At 31.9% G+C, this 19,247-nt stretch carries 11 protein-coding genes; 4 read left to right on the forward strand and 7 right to left on the reverse strand.

Translation table 11 applies throughout. The features are described 5' to 3' along the window. Positions 1-3 precede the first annotated feature (3 nt). From GBO31_RS03110 to GBO31_RS03125, 4 genes are all read left to right on the forward strand, one after another. Positions 4-1,293, forward strand: a complete 1,290-nt coding sequence (locus GBO31_RS03110) for a DUF6734 family protein (protein WP_219006856.1) — start codon at positions 4-6, stop codon at positions 1,291-1,293. 357 nt (positions 1,294-1,650) lie between these two features. After that, a complete protein-coding gene (locus GBO31_RS03115) occupies positions 1,651-3,855 on the forward strand; it encodes a peptidase domain-containing ABC transporter (RefSeq protein WP_219006857.1) in 2,205 nt (734 codons plus the stop codon). A gap of 32 nt (positions 3,856-3,887) precedes the next feature. Further along, positions 3,888-4,253, forward strand: coding sequence for a four helix bundle protein (locus GBO31_RS03120; protein ID WP_219006858.1), 366 nt, complete (start codon positions 3,888-3,890; stop codon positions 4,251-4,253). 39 nt (positions 4,254-4,292) lie between these two features. Continuing rightward, a complete protein-coding gene (locus tag GBO31_RS03125) occupies positions 4,293-5,588 on the forward strand; it encodes an HlyD family secretion protein (protein ID WP_219006859.1) in 1,296 nt (431 codons plus the stop codon). A 2-nt stretch (positions 5,589-5,590) separates the two neighbouring features. On the opposite strand, the gene GBO31_RS03130 is transcribed toward GBO31_RS03125, so the two are convergent. From GBO31_RS03130 to GBO31_RS03160, 7 genes are all read right to left on the reverse strand, one after another. Next, on the reverse strand, positions 5,591-7,594 hold the full coding sequence (locus GBO31_RS03130; RefSeq protein ID WP_219006860.1) for a tetratricopeptide repeat-containing sensor histidine kinase: 2,004 nt from the start codon (positions 7,592-7,594) through the stop codon (positions 5,591-5,593). Positions 7,595-7,667: 73 nt separating this feature from the next. After that, complete coding sequence (locus GBO31_RS03135) at positions 7,668-9,605, reverse strand: tetratricopeptide repeat-containing sensor histidine kinase (RefSeq protein ID WP_219006861.1); 1,938 nt, start codon at positions 9,603-9,605, stop codon at positions 7,668-7,670. A 256-nt stretch (positions 9,606-9,861) separates the two neighbouring features. Beyond that, on the reverse strand, positions 9,862-11,835 hold the full coding sequence (locus GBO31_RS03140) for a tetratricopeptide repeat-containing sensor histidine kinase (protein WP_219006862.1): 1,974 nt from the start codon (positions 11,833-11,835) through the stop codon (positions 9,862-9,864). Positions 11,836-12,033: 198 nt separating this feature from the next. Next, entirely contained in the window at positions 12,034-13,914 is a 1,881-nt protein-coding gene (locus GBO31_RS03145; RefSeq protein ID WP_219006863.1) for a DUF885 domain-containing protein, read from the reverse strand. Positions 13,915-13,943: 29 nt separating this feature from the next. Further along, positions 13,944-15,842, reverse strand: coding sequence for a CocE/NonD family hydrolase (locus GBO31_RS03150; RefSeq protein ID WP_219006864.1), 1,899 nt, complete (start codon positions 15,840-15,842; stop codon positions 13,944-13,946). 172 nt (positions 15,843-16,014) lie between these two features. Then, positions 16,015-18,387: a spondin domain-containing protein gene (locus GBO31_RS03155; RefSeq protein ID WP_219006865.1), complete on the reverse strand. Its 2,373-nt coding sequence runs from the start codon at positions 18,385-18,387 to the stop codon at positions 16,015-16,017. A 199-nt stretch (positions 18,388-18,586) separates the two neighbouring features. Further along, positions 18,587-19,231 (reverse strand): Crp/Fnr family transcriptional regulator, encoded by a 645-nt coding sequence (locus tag GBO31_RS03160; protein WP_219006866.1) that lies wholly within the window; start codon positions 19,229-19,231, stop codon positions 18,587-18,589. Between the last annotated feature and the right edge of the window lie 16 nt (positions 19,232-19,247).

Consider the following 19,247-nt stretch of genomic DNA (forward strand, 5'->3'; position numbering starts at 1 on the left):
CTTATGAGTATAAAAATCATTCAAAGTTTTTGGACTAAACCTTTTTTAGAACAAAACGATGACGAAAGTGCAAGGTTTAAGGCAGGTTGGTCTAGCACCAACCTGTTCTTTTACAGCGCTTTATTGAGTTGTTTAACTTTCAAAAAACATTATGGAAATGTAATTATGTATACGGATAAATATGGAAATGAATTATTAAAAGAAAAATTAGGCATACCATATACAGCAGTTTATAAAGATTTAGAGCAATTGCATGATTACCCTTCAGGCCTATGGGCTTTAGGTAAGATCTTATCATATTCCTTACAAGATAAACCCTTTATCCATGCTGATACTGATGTTTTTATATGGAAACGTTTTCCTGAATCATTCATTAGCAAAGATTTATTTTTCCAAAATGTAGAGTTTAATTTTCCGAGATACAAAGAAGTCTTAGAAGTGATTTTACGTGAGTTTATAAATGTTCCTGAAACATTAATCAAAGAATATCTAAAAAATGGAAATATTAATGCATTTAATGCAGGTGTGATTGGTGGAAATAACACTTCTTTTTTTAAAGAACTGGCAAAACAAGTATTCCCATTCGTGAATGATAATCTTCTTCATTTAAGCAAGGTAGATCAAGGAATCTTTAATATGATATATGAGCAAATGTTGGGCATGAACCTAGCTCTTGAAAACAACTTAAGTACGAATGCTCTTTATAAAGAGATGAGTCCTTCTTTCTCTAAAGTAATGCGCTTTCAACTAATTCCAGAAAAAGAATATTATATTCATACCGTAGGACATGGAAAAAAATCTCCTGTAGTTCAGGAACAAATTGAAGCAAGACTACGGTACGAATTTCATGACGAATATTATAACTTGAAAGAATCATTAGATAAGAATGGATTATCCGATAATGATTTTAAAGGTGTAACTGAAAAACGTTTCCAATATCTAAAAAAACATTTTGATTGGTTAAAAAATACTTCCTGGAATGAAAAAATGAACACTAAATTCATCCTAAACCCAAATATAACTTGTCGGGAAAATGAAAATAATGAGGTAGTGCTGTATTATAATTCTCCACAAGAGTTAAAAGACACATCTTTCATTGTAGAAGATTGGGACTTTTTTCTTTTCTATTTTGAAGAAGCAAATTCGATAAAAAATGCTGCATCCGAAGCATATGCTAATGAATCTATATCCTCTCAAATGAGCAAAGAACAATTAGAAGAACGTTTATTTTCAATGGTAATGGATCGATGTATGTTTAATGAAATTTTGCTATTCTACGAGTCCGTGAAATAAGTAAATACCTTTTAAAGGCACATAACATATCTATAATATTTGAATATCTTCATTTTTAGGATTTACATTATGAAAAACATCAGAATAAAGATTTCAGAATAATAAAACTTTTTACACCTAAAACCTCATCTTTTGTAAACAACTTAATTACAAATATTTACGACCTAAAAATCGTTTAAAGAACCATTTTTAGATAGATCTGATGATACAAAAAGTAATTTTTAAAGGGTAACAAAACACCTACTAAATAAACTAATATATATAGACAATTAAGCAACAAGGATGAGTTTGATAGTAAAATCGAAAAGATTTACTTTTCTTTGTAGAACAACTCATCACTCATAATTAAGACTTTTAATGCCAAAATTTCCTTTTTACAAACAAGCCGAATCTAAAGATTGTGGACCTACTTGTATAAAAATTATCGCCAAACATTACGGAAAAGTATTGAACACTCAAAAACTAAGATCTCTTAGTGAAACTACTAGAGAAGGAAGTTCATTATTGGGTTTAAGCGAAGCCGTAGAGAGCATAGGATTTAGGTCTTTGGGTGTAAAGCTATCTTTGAATCAATTATTAGAGGTTCCTTTACCTTGTATAGTACATTGGAACAAAGTACATTATGTAGTAGTTTATAAAGTAAAAACGACTAAAAAGAAAGGCATGAAAATTTATGTGTCAGATCCTGCACATGGACTGATTACATATACACAAGAAGAATTTATTAAAGCTTGGATTGGTAACAATGCAAATGAAACTACAGAAGAAGGTGTTGCATTATTAGTAGAACCTACTCCTAAGTTTTATAGTGATAATGTGGATGAGGAAGACGAAGAATTTGGATTCAAATTTATTTCAAAGTATCTCTTTAAATACAAAAAGTTCATTTTTCAACTTATTTTAGGACTAACAGCAGGAAGTTTACTGCAATTGATAACTCCTTTCCTTACACAGAGTATTGTTGATGTAGGTATTAAAAATGAAGATATTAATTTCGTATACTTGGTTCTAATAGCACAACTATCCTTATTTATAGGGCGTACATTAATTGATGTACTAAGAAGTTGGATTTTATTGCATTTAAGTACCAGAATTAATATCTCGCTTATATCTGATTTCTTTATCAAATTAATGAATCTTCCTATCTCCTATTTTGATGTAAAAATGACTGGAGATTTATTACAAAGAATAAATGATCATAAAAGAATAGAACAAATACTTACCATGTCATCATTAAATGTGTTGTTCTCCATGGTAAATTTAATCGTTTTTAGTATTGTTCTTATCTACTATAGCTTTTCTATATTCTCCGTTTTTGCAGTTGGTAGTGCCATCTATTTTGCCTGGATACTTATTTTCTTTAAAAAACGTAAAAAATTAGACTACAAGCGTTTCTCTCAGATCAGTGAAGAACAAAGTAAGGTTATTGAATTGGTAAATGGGATGCAGGAAATAAAATTGCATAATGCTGAGAAAAGAAAGCGATGGAATTGGGAATTTGTGCAAGCCAAGCTTTTCAAAATATCTATTGAGAACTTAGCGCTAGAACAATATCAAAGTGTCGGTTCTGCTTTTATTAATGAACTAAAAAATATACTAATCACTATTCTTTCGGCGGTACTAGTTATTGATGGAGATATTACATTGGGTATGATGCTTGCCATCACCTCGATCGTTGGGCAATTAAATGCTCCTATTACTCAATTAATTAATTTCTTAAGAGAGTTGCAAGACGCTCAAATTTCCTTAGAACGTTTAGGAGAAATTCATAACAAAGAAGATGAAGAGAAATCAGGAGATGAAAAAATAAGAGAAGTACCTCAAAATTCAGGGTTTGAAATCAATAATCTTAGTTTTAGATATGTAGGATCAGACAAACCGGTATTACAAAACTTAAATCTTTCTATTCCAGCAAATAAAATTACGGCAGTTGTAGGTGTCAGTGGTAGTGGTAAAACTACGCTAATGAAGCTACTTTTGAAGTTTTACGATCCCGATGAAGGTCAAATTTTTATCGGTTCTCATGATTTACAACACGTATCTCAAAAGGCATGGAGAGATCAGTTTGGAGTTGTAATGCAAGAAGGATATATCTTTAATGACACTATTGCTAATAATATTGCGGTTGGCGAAGACTATGTGGATAAGAAAAAATTAGCACATGCAGTGGATGTGGCGAATATTAAGGAATTTGTAGAGTCCTTACCATTATCTTACAACACAAAAATAGGAATGGAAGGTGTTGGTCTTAGTACTGGTCAAAAACAAAGATTATTCATCGCTCGTGCAGTTTATAAGAATCCAAAATTCCTGTTCTTTGATGAAGCTACTTCTGCATTAGATGCCAACAATGAAAAGGTAATCATGGAAAAACTAGACACCTTTTTTAAAGACAAAACAGTTATGGTTATCGCACATCGATTAAGCACCGTTAAAAATGCTGATCAAATTGTAGTATTGGATAAAGGAGAAATAATTGAAGTTGGAAATCATGAATCTTTAATTAAAGAAAAAGGAAGCTATTATAATTTGGTTAAGAATCAATTAGAACTCGGTAAATAATTTTGAATTAAGAATTACGAATTATAATCTAAATGAAAAAAGACAATATTGTTCAAAAAAAGAGTTATGAATTTGCCTTATTATGTATTCGCTTATTTCAAAAATTAACAAAAGAACAACATGAATATATTTTATCAAAACAGGTTTTACGAAGTGGAACTTCTATAGGAGCAAATATTGAAGAGGCAATTGGAGGTCAAAGTGCTAAAGATTTTTTATCCAAATTGTCTATTTCTTACAAAGAAGCTCGAGAAACCCATTATTGGTTAAGACTACTTAGAGATAGTCATTACATTAGTAATGATGAAAGTAAAAGTTTAATCGAAAAATGTGAAGAATTACTTAGAATTATTGGTTCTATTCAAAAAACCACCAAATTAAAAATTCGTAATTCGTAATTGATAATTTGCAATTTATAATTACATAGTTATAAAAAAATGCCAGATAATTTAGACGACATACAGTTAAGGAGTGAAGAAGTTCAGGAAATTTTAACTCGTGTACCACATTGGATGATTCGATGGGGTAACTTATTAATTTTAGTATTAATATTACTTTTATTGTTTCTTTCTTGGATGCTAAAATATCCTGATACGATTCCTGCACAAGCTATTATCACAACAGATGTACCTTTGCAAAAGGAACAAGCTAATGTAAGCGAAAAAATACAAGCTATCTTTGTAAAAGAAGGAGATACAGTACCAGAGGGAACTCCTTTAGCTATTCTTAGAAACACTGCCAATTATCTTGATGTCTTTAGTCTGAAACGAGTGATTGACACTATTACCATTAATAATCGTCAGATTGAATTTCCTTATGAAAAAATGCCAATATTAGAATTAGGAGATATCCAAACAAGCTACGCAACATTTGAAAATAGTTACATCGAATATATTTTAAATAAAAAATTACAACCTTTTTCTGATGAAAATTTAGCCAATCAAGTGTCTTTAACAGAACTTACCAGAAGACGAGAAAGTATATTAAGTCAAAAAAGATTAGAAGGTGGCGCCCTAAATTTTAGAAAGAAGGATTTTGATAGGCAACAAGAGTTATTTGATAAAGGAAGAATTTCTCAACAAGAATATGAACAAGCAAAGATTGAATATTCTCAATTCGAAAATAATTATAAAAATTACGACACTCAACTTTCTCAAATAAAAGAGCAAATTAGTAATGCACAAAAAACATCTAAAGGGACAGAATTTAATCAACAGCGTGAAGAAATAAGTCTTCGTAATAAAGTAATTCAATCCTTTGATCAATTGAAAAAGAGTATCAAAGATTGGGAACTTCGTTATTTACTACAATCGGATATAGAAGGACGAGTTTCATTTTCAAACTATCAATTTGAAAATGAAAATGTTACTGCTGGAGATGTTGTTTTTATTGTGATTCCTATACAGGAGTCTTTATCTTATGTTGCTAGAATTAAAGCACCGACTCAAAATTCTGGAAAAATAAAAATTGGTCAAAAAGCGAATATTAAGCTTGAAAATTTTCCTGATGATGAATTTGGAATGTTACAAGGTGAAGTAAGTTATATTTCTATGTTACCTGATAAAGATGGATTATACCTTATACGTGTAAAACTGCCTAAGAAATTAATTACTACCTACAACAAAGTGATACCTTTCCAACAGGAAATGAGAGGTTCGGTTGAAATCATTACAGAAGATTTACGTCTTATAGAACGTTTCTTCTATCAGTTTAGAAGTTTAATGGATAAATAAGTTTAGGCTGCTTTAGGTAGCGTAATACAAAATACACTTCCTTTACCCAAGATACTTTCAACTTGAATTTTACCTTGATTCAATTCTATAAGTTCTTTGCATATTTTAAGTCCAAGACCTGTACCCGTTTCATTTTCTGTTCCTTTTGTTGTAAAGGTATCTTCGGCAAATAATTTATTGAGATTGGCTGGATCGATACCTACTCCTGTATCCTCGAAACATATCTCATAATAATCTTCTTTTTCTTTAGCTACTAAAGCTATGGAATCGCCAGGATTACAAAATTTAATTGCATTTGCGATCAGATTCTGTGCTACAATCCCAAACATATCTTTATCGGCAAAGATAATTGTGGGAGCTAATTTATTTATTAATTGAATGTCTTTCTTTTCAGCTTTTGGCTCAAAAAAGGAGAATTTATCAGTTATCACCTCATTGATATCAAAACTTACCGGTTTTGCATTCAGCTCTTTCATTTGGGACTTAGACCAATTCAAAAGGTTATTCAGAAGAATTGAGGTTTGGTGGGTTCTATTAGCTAATAGTGGAATTATTTCTTTAAATTCTTGATTAGAAATTGCATTATCTTTTAAAAGGTTCAGACTACCATCCAACCCTAAAATTTCATTTTTTAGATCATGAGAAATAATAGAGAATAACTTATTTTTTGTCTCATTTGATTGATTCAGTTCTAAAATTAGATTTTTCCGATCTTTTCTAGTTTTAAAAATCATCATCAAAAACGCCAAAACTGCAATTAAAATAGCAATAGAAGCTACGGTAAACGTTTTATATCTAAATAATTTTACTTCACTCTCTCTTTCTTTTCTTTCATTTTCATCTATCATTTTTAGGTGCTCAATTTCTGCTTGATGCCTCTTCTCTGCTCTTTGAATTTTTTCTGCCGAAATTTTCACCCTTTTCTTCTCCGAAAGTTCTTGAGATCTTTTCTGCCAGGCAAGTACCTTGTAGATATTGCCTTGTACGGAATCTAACTTAGCTGCGATTTTATAATTTGCAATTAAATGCTCTGTAGGATCTATATCCTTTAAAGCTAAAAACTCTTCTCTGGCATGCTGTAAGAGGTCTGCTGATTTTTGATATTGTTTAGTTTCTAAAGCTATTTTTGCCATTTGCTGTTTAGAAATTATCAAGGGAATTGTGAGGGCAAAATTTTTAGTTTTAGCTCCTATATTCAATACTGTATCGTAATATTTTTCCGAAATTCTATATTCTTTTTGATGCAATGCAATTTTAGCAAGGATATAATACGAATAGATCGTATATACGGGTAAACTATCATTTCTATTTATATCTAAAGCAACATCAACAATTTCTTTTGCTTTTCGAGGCATTTTATGATTAATATACAGATAGGATAAATTGTTCATAAAAAGACCAATTCCTTTTTCGCCTTTTATATTTTTCATTTGTTCTATAGCCTTCTTGTAGTATTGTTCTGCTAATTCAAAATCTTCTAATTTAGAATATAGATCTCCCAAATAATTATTCACTCGCGCAATACCATTTTTATCACTAATCTCTTTATAATATGTTTGAGATTCTAATAAATACTCTGCAGCTGCGGTTAAATTATCGCTATAATATTCCAGAAAATAAAGGTTTTTGTAGGCAACGGCAAGACGCTTTTTATCTTTTAACTTTTTTAAAATCTTTATTGCCTCTTTATAACTTTGGCCAGCATAGAAATATTCATTTTGTTCACTGTAAGCTTCTCCTTGACTTATAAAAGCATCACTTAATATTAATGAATCTTTATATTTTCTAGCAGCTACAATAATTTTTTTTGAAAGAAAAAGCGCACTATCATTTTTTTTAGCAGCGATTAAATGATCCAGAAACTGTTGTGCTTTCAGCAATTGTTCGGTTCCTTCTATAGTTTCTTGAGCCCATATGTTATTAACACTATTTTGACCGTAAATAACAGATAGGCAACTACTTAAAAAGATAGCTAAGTAAATAATATGTCGGCAAAATGTATTCAATATAGTATTCTAAATATTGTGTAAACATATCAGCCCCTTTTAGATTATCCCTCTAACCTTAAATAATTTTTGACTATGCTGCTTTTGGTAATTGCACGCAGAATGTACTTCCTTTTCCTAAAATACTTTCTACCTGTATTCTCCCTTTATTAAGTTCTATAAGTTCCTTACATATTCTTAAACCAAGACCGGTTCCTGTTTCATTCTCTGTTCCATTAGTAGTAAATGTATCTTCGGCAAATAATTTATTGAGATTAGCTGGATCTATTCCTACTCCAGTATCTTCAAAACAAATCTCATAATGGTCTTCTTTCTCCCTAGAAACCAAGGCAATAGAATCACCAGGATTGCAAAATTTAATAGCATTCGCGATCAAATTTTGTGCTACGATTCCAAACATATCCTTATCGGCAAATATCATAGTCTGATCTAATTTATTAATCAGTTGAATATCCTTTTTCTCCGCTTTTGGTCTAAAAAAGGTGAATTTATTACTTATCACCTCTGTTATATCAAATTTTACTGGTTTAGGGTTCAACTCTTTCATTTGAGATTTAGACCAGTTTAAAAGGTTGTTTAAAAGAATTGAAGTTTGATGGGTTCTATTAGCTAACAAGGGTACTATCTCTTTAAATTCTTCTGCAGAAATTATATCTTCTTTCATCAAATTCAAACTACTTTCTAAACCATGGATTTCATTTTTCAAATCGTGCGAAATAATAGAAAAAAGCTTGTTCTTAACCTGATTTGATTCATTAAGTTCCTGAATATATCTTTTTCTTTCTTTTCTAGTTTTTATAATTAAAAACATAAACACTAAAATCACAGCAATTACGGCTAAACTGATAAATGCCAGAAGTCGATACCTAAATAATTCTTCTTTTGTTTTTTGTTCTCTTTTTTCCTTTTCGTCTATTAATTTAAGTTGTTCTAGCTGTGCTTCGTATCTTGATTTAGTATTTTCAACTTTCTTTGTTGTTAAATCATTCATACGCTTATCAGAAAGCTCTTGATATTTTTTTTGCCATCCAATTGCTCCCAGCAAATTACCTCTTGTAGAATCAAGCTTAAATGAATACTTATAGTTTTTAAGTATTAATGAAGTAACATTTGACTTGATAAGATCTTCTCTTGCCACTTTCAAGTATTCTTCTGCTTTTTTATACTCATTTTGCTCCAAAGCAATGATTCCTAATTGTTGCTTGGCATTCATCACGATGATCTTAAAATTAGCTTGCGTACCTACACATTGGGTAGTATCGTAAAATCTTTTAGCTTTTTCATATTCTTTATTATACATGGCCACTTTTGCCATGATACTATAGGATTGCGCCGTATGTCGTGTATCATTTTCCGCCTTATTGACCACGATAGCTTCTTCTAATAGCTTCTGAGCTTCTTTTAACTTTCCTCCTTCTGTATACAACAAGGCCAAATTATTAATTGTTAAACCAACACCTTTAGTTTTCAGTCTTTTACTCAGATGCATTGATTTCAGATAAAATTTCTCGGCATTTGGAATATCATTCAATTCCTTATAAATAATCGCTAGGTTATTATAAGCAGCGGCAAGTCCAATACTATCTTTTAATTGCTCTCTAAGCAATTTAGCATCCAACAAGTGATCTGCTGCCAGTTCTATATTACCCTTGTTACGCTCTATAATATATCTATCATTACAGACCATAGCCAATCCATTTTTATCTTCTACTTTTTTAAAATAACGTGTAGCTTTTTCAAAGTTTTCATCAGACTCTAGATACTTATTCAGGTCATTATCTATGACTCCTTTTAATCTGTATACAAAGCCTAATCCTTGGGTATATTCGATGTCATTTGCTATTTCGATTAATTGATCAGCTAAAGGTTCCGCTATATCAAAGCGATCCTCGTCTACAAATTGCTGTAGCTTATTTACTTTACTATTAAATAACAAAGAATCTTTTAGTGTCTTAATTTGGGTAAGATCAATTCCAGTGAGTTCGGTTTGCGAATAGCAAAAAGAACTCATGACTGAGAAAATTAATACGGTGACGATTGCTTTATTCATACTATTTACTTTGGGGCTTAAATCAGATGAAATGCGTATTATTTTCAACAAAATACACAAAAATATATCAAAATACAAAATATAGTAATCCTATTCTTACATTTATTTTATTAAAATTAACATCTATATATAAATCAGCCAATATTTATAATCAACTGATGTACAAAAGGTTTAAAAAAAGGCATGTGATTTCTGTATTTTCTTAGTTTATTGCATATTATGCAACTTTGGGAAGCGATATGGAAAACGTACTTCCTTTTCCTAAAGTACTTTCTACTTTAATATTTCCTTTATTAAGTTCTATAAGTTCTTTGCAAATTCTAAGTCCAAGACCAGTTCCTGTTTCATTCTGAGTACCATTTGTTGTAAATGTATCTTCAGAAAACAATTTTTTAAGGTTATCTGGATCTATTCCAACTCCGGTATCTTCAAAACATATCTCGTAATGATCCTCTTTTTCTCTTGAAACTAATGCTATAGAATCGCCAGGATTACAAAACTTTATCGCATTTGCAATAAGGTTTTGAGCTACTATACTTACCATATCCTTATCTGCAAAAATCTTAGTAGTATCTAAGTTATTAATAAGTTTAATATTTTTCTTCGCAGCTTTAGGTCTAAAGAATGCAAATTTATTAGATATGACTTCCGTAATATCAAAAGATATTGGTTTTGCATTTAGCGCCTTCATTTGTGATTTTGACCAATTTAACAAGTTATTCAGCATAATCGATGTTTGATGCGTACGATTGGCAAGTAAAGGAAGTATCTCGTCAAACTCAATCTTAGAAATTGTATTTTCATTTAGTAATTTTAAAATATTATCTAAACCAGAAACTTCATTCTTTAAATCATGAGAGATTATGGAGAATAACTTATTTTTCACCTGATTAGATTCATTTAATTTTTTAATAAGTCTTTTTCTTTCTCTTCTATTTCTTATTATAATTACTAAAATAATCGATATTCCTATCAAAACACCAAGTGTAAGAAAAGTAAACATCCTATACTTAAATAATTCTGTTTTAGTCTGTTGTTCTCTTTTTTCTTGGGCATCAATCATTCTTAAATTTTCAAGTTCGGCTTTATACCTTGTCTCTGCTCTTTCCATCTTCTTTGTGGACAGTTCTATCATTCTCTTATTCGAGAGTTTTTGGTGTTCTTTTTGCCAAGCCAAAGCTCCTGCGAGATTTCCTCGTGCAGAATCTAATTTTGAAGAAAATTGATAATTTTTCATTAACAACTGTACCATTCCATGGTCTTTAGATTCCTTTCTAGCTGCTGTCAATAACTTTTCTGCTTCTTTATAATTCTTCAACAACATTGCTAGGTATCCGAGTTGCTGTTTATTATCTACGGTAAGAAGATCAAAATTCGTATCCTTTGAGATTGATAATGATGTTTCATAATATTCTTTCGATTTTTCATAATCTTTCTCATATAGTTCTACTTCTGCCATAATACTATATGTATGCGCGATAGAAGCATTAATACTGTCTTTCATATTAATTGCTAATGCCTCTGGCAGCATGGCTCTAGCTTTTTTAGGTTTACCATTTTGCAAATAAATGAATGCAAGATTATTCATAACCATTCCAATATTATGAAGCATCCCTATTTTTTTTCTGGTCATAATCGCTTTATCAAAATACCTTTCAGACTCCTCTAGATTATCTAAACCAGCATAATGACTTGCTAGATTATTATATATAATAGCCAAACCAGCACTATCTCTTAATTTTTCATTATACATTTTTGCCTCTAACAAGTAGTCTACACTTTTTTCAACATTACCACGATGACTTTCTAGCACAGATCTAGTATTGAAAACATCTGCCAAGCCTTTTATATTATTGCTTTTTCTAAAACTATTTTCTGCATTTTCATAGCTTCTTATAGCTTTTAGATATTTTTTAGTTCTTTTGAATAACCGACCTTGAATTAAAAATAATTCCCCAAGACCATTATCATAATTTAATTCTTTACCTTTTTCAATTAGACCTTGAGAAAACTTTACCGCCTCATCAATCTTCTTATCTTTAATCAGCTTATTAAGAGAATCAATTTCTTCTCTAAATTGTAACGTATCGATTATATGCTCAAAATTGTGAGAGGGAACATAACCATTCTCTTGGGCAAAAGTGTACCCTTGGAGAAGTATTATAACGATGGATAAACGAATTTTCTGCATAGTCTTGAATTTTGGACGAATCAGACAAAAAATATAATTTAATCCTCAAAGTACACAAAAAAGCATATAAAATCAAAATATTGTAGTTTTATTCTTACAAATTTTTATTGTTTTACCGTAAAATATGATTTATTCTATACAAAAACAGCCTTTCAACTTACGAAAGGCTGTTTTTATCTTATTATTAATATACGCGTCTTATTGTAAACTTTCTGGGAGTTTCTGAACATCCGTCTTAGACTCTATCCATTCATCCACTAATTCTTCTAATATTGTAAGTGGTACAGCTCCATTAGTTAAAATAATATCATGAAACTCTCTAATATCAAATACTTCATTTCCTAATTTAGTTCTAGCTTTTTCTCGTAATTCTAGAATTTTATTCATTCCTATCTTGTAGGCAGTAGCTTGTCCAGGCATTACAATATGACGTTCCACCATTTTCACAGCATCGCTTTCTGCATTTGGTGTATTATCGGTATAATACTTTATTCCTTCTTCTCGTGTCCATTTTTTCGCGTGTATTCCTGTATCCACAACCAATCGACAAGCTCTCCATAATTCCATAGCCAATCTACCGAAATCAGAATACGGATCATTATATAAGCCTATTTCTTTTGGCAAAAACTCATTATACAAGCCCCAACCTTCAATATAAGCAGTATATCCTCCAAATTTTCTAAACTTAGGGATATCCTCTAATTCTTGGGCAATAGAAATTTGCATATGGTGCCCTGGAATACCTTCATGATAGGCAAGCGCTTCCATTTGATATATTGGCATCGCTTCCATATCATACAAATTAGCGTAATAAGTACCTGGCCTAGATCCGTCAGGAGTTCCTTGTTGGTAAAAAGCTTTTCCTGCACTTTTTTCTCTAAAGGGTTCTACAGCTTTCACAACAATATCAGCTTTAGGTTTTGTAATAAAAAGCTCATCCAATCTTGATTTCATATTATTGATTAAACCTGTTGCTCTTTTTAAATATTTAGCTCTTCCTTCTTTATCATTTGGATAATAAAATTTTTCATCCTCTTTCATGAACTTAAAAAAGTCTTGTAAAGAACCTTCATATTTGAGCTCTGTCATAATATCTTTCATTTCCTTATGGATTCTTGCTACTTCATCTAATCCCAATTGATGAATTTCATCTGCTGACATATCTGTAGTGGTAGTTCTCATTAGGGCGTTATTATAGAATGCGGTTCCTTTTGGAAATTTCCAGGCACCATCATCAACAGTAGCTCTTTGCTGCTGATCTTCTAACAAGTGGATCAATTTATCATAAGCAGTTTTTACATCTTCCCTTAATGCATTTTCAGCTTGAGTAATTAAAGCAATTTTGTCTTCTTCAGAAATCTCAATTTTTTCTATTTTTTCTTTAAAATCAGCCAATAACGTGCTCTCATTATTTGATTCATCAAATGGTTTACCTGTAATCAAATTACGACAATCATTCAATACCTTAGGAAAAACAAACTTTGGAGGAACAATACCATTCTTTTCTCTAATCTTGATATTCTCTATTTGCTGCGTAAACAACTCATCTATTCCTTTCAATCTGGAAATGTAAGCTTCTGCATCACTTTTGTTTTCTATTTGATGCATATTGATCAAAAATGCAGGTATTTCAGCCTGCATTCCATACATTTGATTCACTGGATAATCATAAAACCTGTACTGAAAATCTTGTATGCTATTTTCGAGATCCTGTATCATTAAACGATAACTCAAACTAGTTGCCTTATTCAAATACTCTATATCTACAGAGTCCTTCAAATATCGTAACCTCTTTTTTGACTTGTCCATATCATGCACAAGTTTTTTAGAGGAGATATCATCCCATTTTCCATAATCATCAGTTTTTACTCCTAAATATGTCTGCATCATAGGAGAGTCATCAATTTCTTCTTGAAATTGTGTTTCAAACCAATCATTTAGTTTTTTAGAATGTTTTTCTATCTTTTGTTCATCTGAAATTTCTGGTATGATCTCTTTACTTTTATTTTTACAACCAACAATTACAAATAAGAAGGAAAAAAATATCGAAGTGATCGAGGTGATTTTTGTTCTACTCATTTTCTTGGGGATTTAAATGGTTTGGTAGTTTATTTTAACACAGAAAATTCTATCTCAGAATCATTGTAAACCGTATGCGTCTGCTTTTTAAAATCTGATGATTTTGCCTTAAATATATTAGGTACAAATGTTTGAGGGTTTAAATCGATAAATGGAAACCAAGTGCTTTGAATTTGGATCTGCACTTTGTGTCCTTTCAAAAATGTGTGATGTACATCTTGTAATTTAATCGTTACATCCGTCTTTGTATTAGGAGTAAAAGCTTCAGGTTTACTAAAACTGTTTCTAAATCTTCCACGTAATACTTCACTTCTCACCATCATATGATAGTTAGACATTTTCAGATACGCTTGGGTTTCTTCAGTATCCTCAGCATCTGGAGGATATACATCTACTAATTTTACCACCCAATCAGCTGATGTTCCTGTTGTTGCAACTTTTAATTTAGCCAAGATTTCACCTGATAATGTCATATCTTCTGTAAGCACAGGCGTTTCATATACTAATACATCTGGTCTTCTTGCAGCAAAACGCTGATCATCTGTCATATATTTCCTAGGAGTAAAAACCATCTTTATATCCTCTGTGTATGGAACTGGTTTTTTAGGATCACTTACAAATGCCAAATCACCATCTCCCTTATCTGCTGTTAAAGCATTATTATTTAGGTAAAAAGTTTTCTTTTCTGCATTTTTAGGTGGCCAGCTATCGAATGTATTCCATTCTTTTTTTCCAGTATCAAAAATCTGAATTTCTGCTAAGCCTGATTTAGCATCTCCTGCTCCTTTAAGAAAATGATTAAAGAATTTTGTTTCTACATTTTGTTGAAAATTTAAAGATAAGTCATCACCAAAATATACGTTTCCTATTGCTTGGCGCTTTTTATTTCTGGCCCAATCTCCATGACTCCAAGGACCAAATACCATAATGTTATAATTATCACTGTTATTTTCGATTTTTTCATACGTTTCGAAAGGACCATACAAATCTTCAGCGTCAAATAATCCTCCTACCACCATCACGGCTGGTTTTATATCTTTTAGATGTTGGATGATTCCTCTTTTTTGCCAGAACTCATCATAATTTGGATGTTCTTTAAGCTGTGTCCAGAAAACATTATCTTCTTTATAATATTGATCCAGTGTGCTCAAAGGTCCAGCATCTAGAAAAAATTGATACTGATCTTTTGAATTAAGTTCTGGAAACGTATACCAACTTTCCTTTACTGGTTCTGTTTTTTCATATCCAAAAACTGCTGTTGCTCTCCAATAACTTAATAAATATGCTCCATTATGATGAAAATCGTCAAAAAAGAAATCTCCAATACACGCCTGTGGAGATACTGCTTTTAGTGCTGGATGGGCATCCAATAACGAATAAGTAGCGTAAAAACCAGGATACGAAATTCCCCATATACCTACTTTTCCATTATTATTTTCGACGTTATTGACTAGCCATTCGATAGTATCATAAGTATCGCTAGCTTCATCAAATTCTTTATCTTTTTTATTTGGGATATAAGCTCTCATATTATCATAAACTCCTTCACTCATCCACCTTCCTCGAACATCCTGGTAAACAATAATATTACCTTCTTTCATTAAAAACTCATTAGGACCTATTTTAGATCTAAATCCATCTTCTCCATAAGGTCTAGAACTATAAGGAGTTCTTTGCATTAAAATTGGATATTTCTTACTAGTATCTTTCGGAGAATAGATGGTAGTATGAAGTTTGGTACCATCTCTCATCACAATATCTACTTCTTTTTTAGTGTAATTATCTTTTACTTGATATTGATCTTCTTTTTTAGTGACAGTTTCGTCCTTATTACTTTTATCAGCTTTTGAATCTGTTTGTTGTGTACAAGATGTGACAAAAAATAAAACGCTTAGAAGAAATAAAAATGGTATTCTAGTTGACCGCATATGCTTGAGTTTAGTTGAAGGTGGAAGATAAAAAATTGGAATGCTGGCAAACTCCTTTTTAAGGAGATTTTAACAATCAATTTATTCATATAAACCAATGAGCCTCCAGTTATTACTGAAGGCTCATCTACTAAGAACTTACTTTATCCCCAAATACAGTGTTCTTAGTTTTTTATTGTGGCTGGATATTAATCTCTATGATATTATATCCTCCTCGCGAATCTCCTAACCATGTTACTCCTGGAGGGCTACTAATCACCCCTTTTCCAAATTGTACATCTTCCAAATCAGATACTCTTCTAACAATAGTATTTGCATCTTCATTACCAGTATTAGGTCCAGATTGATTCATTACTTGATCCATTCCAAAACCTACAGGTTGATCTTCTTCTGTACCCGCATCATATAAATAGGTTTTAGTACTTAAATCTGTTCCCGAATATGGTGTCACTCCATCTTCTAAGAATAATGGCAATCCTGCGTTGTTATAACTTACTACCCAATCATTTGACTTTACAAACATAGTCCCGAAACCAAATTTATAATCTTGTCCTCTTGGCACTTCTATTGTAAAAGTTTGTGATCCACCTGGCATAATTGGTCCCATTTCATTACTTAATGCTACTGGAATTCCAAAATCTTTCATGTAATTGTAAGCAATTGATCTATCTCCATCTTCTGCGATCTCTTCTAAACCATTTTCCGCATTTGTCGCCTCTCCTTGTACAAACCAAGGATCTCTATCTGTATTAAATGCATATATAAAAGCTGGTGAAAATGGAGTTAACGATGAAGAAAGTCGTAAAGGTGTTCCTTGAGAACCTGTCTCTGTAAACCAGTTGTACAGTGCACCTGGCATACCATCTTCAGCAATTCCTTCTAACCCAACTCCTCTATCTTCTTCTCCGATAGTAAATAATGGTTCTGGTTGTGCATGCAAAACAACTATTCCTGGTGTTATCACAAAACCGTTATCCGAACTTGGATCCATAGCAGGATTTGGTGTATTAATAGCGGTAATAGTTAATGTAAAGGTTCCAGCAGAATTACCATCTCCATTTGTATAATCCAGAATGGCTGTCATATAAATATCTCCAGTATCTCTACCGTCAACCAATCGAACTAATGGATTTGCATCAGCTGGCCCTACATTAGCTCCTGCTGGAGGAAAAGTTGCTGGATCATTATCCGCTTCAGTTCCCAAATCATATAAAGATAATTGACTAGCAATATCAACACCATTTAAGGCTTGTCCATTCGGGAATAAATCTATTCCATTAAGATCTGTTGGTGCCAAGAACCAATCATTACTATTCCCCATCATGGTAACAGGTGTAAACTTTGTTCCAGGAACTGCCTGGAATGACACCTGATATTGCGCTCCATTAGTAGTTAAAGGTCCTGGAGTAGATGATCCTACAGGAGTTGTAAAGGTATGTACATTCAAATAATTAATTGTATTCGTAATTGTTACTGAAAATGTAGTTGTTTCAATAACGGTAGCATTTCCCAACCCAAATGTAGGATTTACTCTTTCTTCCCAATCACTCGCTGCATCTCCTTCTCCATCATAAGCAATACTATAACTAGGTAATCTCACTTCTGGTACAAAATCTCCAGCTGTCCAGATACCAGCAGTTACTGCAACATTTTCTCTAGCACTTCCTGCTGCTCCCCATTGCACAAAATCCATAATCGCATCAGGATTTGTGAAAGAATTATTAGCGTATAAACCTAATCCTTCACTATTTGTTAATTCGTCCCAATTTACGACAACAAATTCTCCTGGATCTAGGTTTGTATCTCCACTAGTGATTGTAGCATTTTGCATCTGAAGATATTGTCCTGGTCCTAAACATAGCCAATAGGAAGAGATATCTACGGCTACTGTTCCATTATTCCACAACTCTATCAATTTGTCTTCTGCATAATTCACTTCATTAATCACTATGGAGCGTACACCATTATCTGGCATTGTTAATACATTTTCTGCTCCAAAAGTTACAGTAGAAGTTTCCGCCCAATTTGCAGAACCATTACCTTCTCCATCAAATACAATACTATTATCAGCATTAGAGATTGTAGGTATAAAGTCTCCTGCTGTCCAAATACCCGCTGCTACAGCGACATTTTCTCTGGCTGTTCCTCCTTCACCGTATTGTACAAAGTCTACCAATGCATCTGCTTCTGTGAATTCATTAGAAGAATACAATCCTAAACCTCCTGAATTATCTGGAAGATCATACGATAAAACCAAATATCCGCCAGCAGGAATAGTAATAGAACCGCTTTCCGGAGTTAGAGCTCCAATTCTTTCATAAGTTCCAGGGCCAAGACATAACCAATAGTCACTTAAATCCGCTTCTTGACTGCCTTGATTAAAGATTTCGATCAAGTCTGTACCCTGATAACTAATCTCATTAAAAACCACCTGAATGTTCTCGTCATCAGTTCCTCCATCTGGAGGAAGAATAATATCATCGTCTTCACTACAAGAGATGAAAGTAAATAAACCAATAATTAAATAGATAAAATTTCTTTTCATGATATAAATTTTTTTGTTCATCATTCTGAAGCAAATATATAATCACACCAAAGTCGATAACGGTGATAAAAGTCACTGTTAACTGTTAAATAAATGTTATTTAAATAATTGAAAATCAAATGATTACAAAACAAAATGCCAGCACTAAAACATCGCTTAATAGCGATGTTTTAGTGCTGGCATTTTGTAGGACTATCTTTTAGTTTTGACAATAAATCCCTTTTGTCAATTCTATATGTCGTTTATGTTGAACTAACATATTTTGAGCCTGCAATTTTTTTGTTATTCTAGAGACTACTTCTCTCGAAGTTCCTAAATCAGCAGCAATTTCTTTATGAGACATTAGTATCATATTACAATTCTGAAACTTTGCTTTTTCGTTTAGATAGTTTATCAGGCGTTCTTCTATCTTATAACATACTACCTGTTTTGTTGTATGTAAGAGATCTTCATAATTACGTTGAAAATCTTTTAAAATAATTTGCGTAAATGAAGGGTACTGTACAAACCATTCTTTTACCTTATTCATAGGAATACAAAGAACGGTAGTATCTTCTTCTGTTTTTGCAGAAAAACGAACTGCTTCTTGTTTAAACAAATGATTAAAACTTAAAATACAACAGTGATTAGGATGTATATAATATAACAGAAATTCAACTTCATCTTCTTCCGCGTACATCTTTATCAAACCATCTAAGATGATGGGCAAAAAATTAAGATAACTTCCCTGCCGAACAACATACTCTCCTTTTGGGATACTTTTAAAATGTCCATAGGACATGATTTGCTCTTCAAGCTCTTTTTCAATAAAAGGGAAACACTGAGATAAGTTGATATTTTCCATAGACCTGTTAGTTACA

The sequence above is a fragment of the Aquimarina litoralis genome, from assembly GCF_019295435.1.
In the GTDB taxonomy this organism is placed as follows: Bacteria; Bacteroidota; Bacteroidia; order Flavobacteriales; family Flavobacteriaceae; genus Aquimarina; species Aquimarina litoralis_A.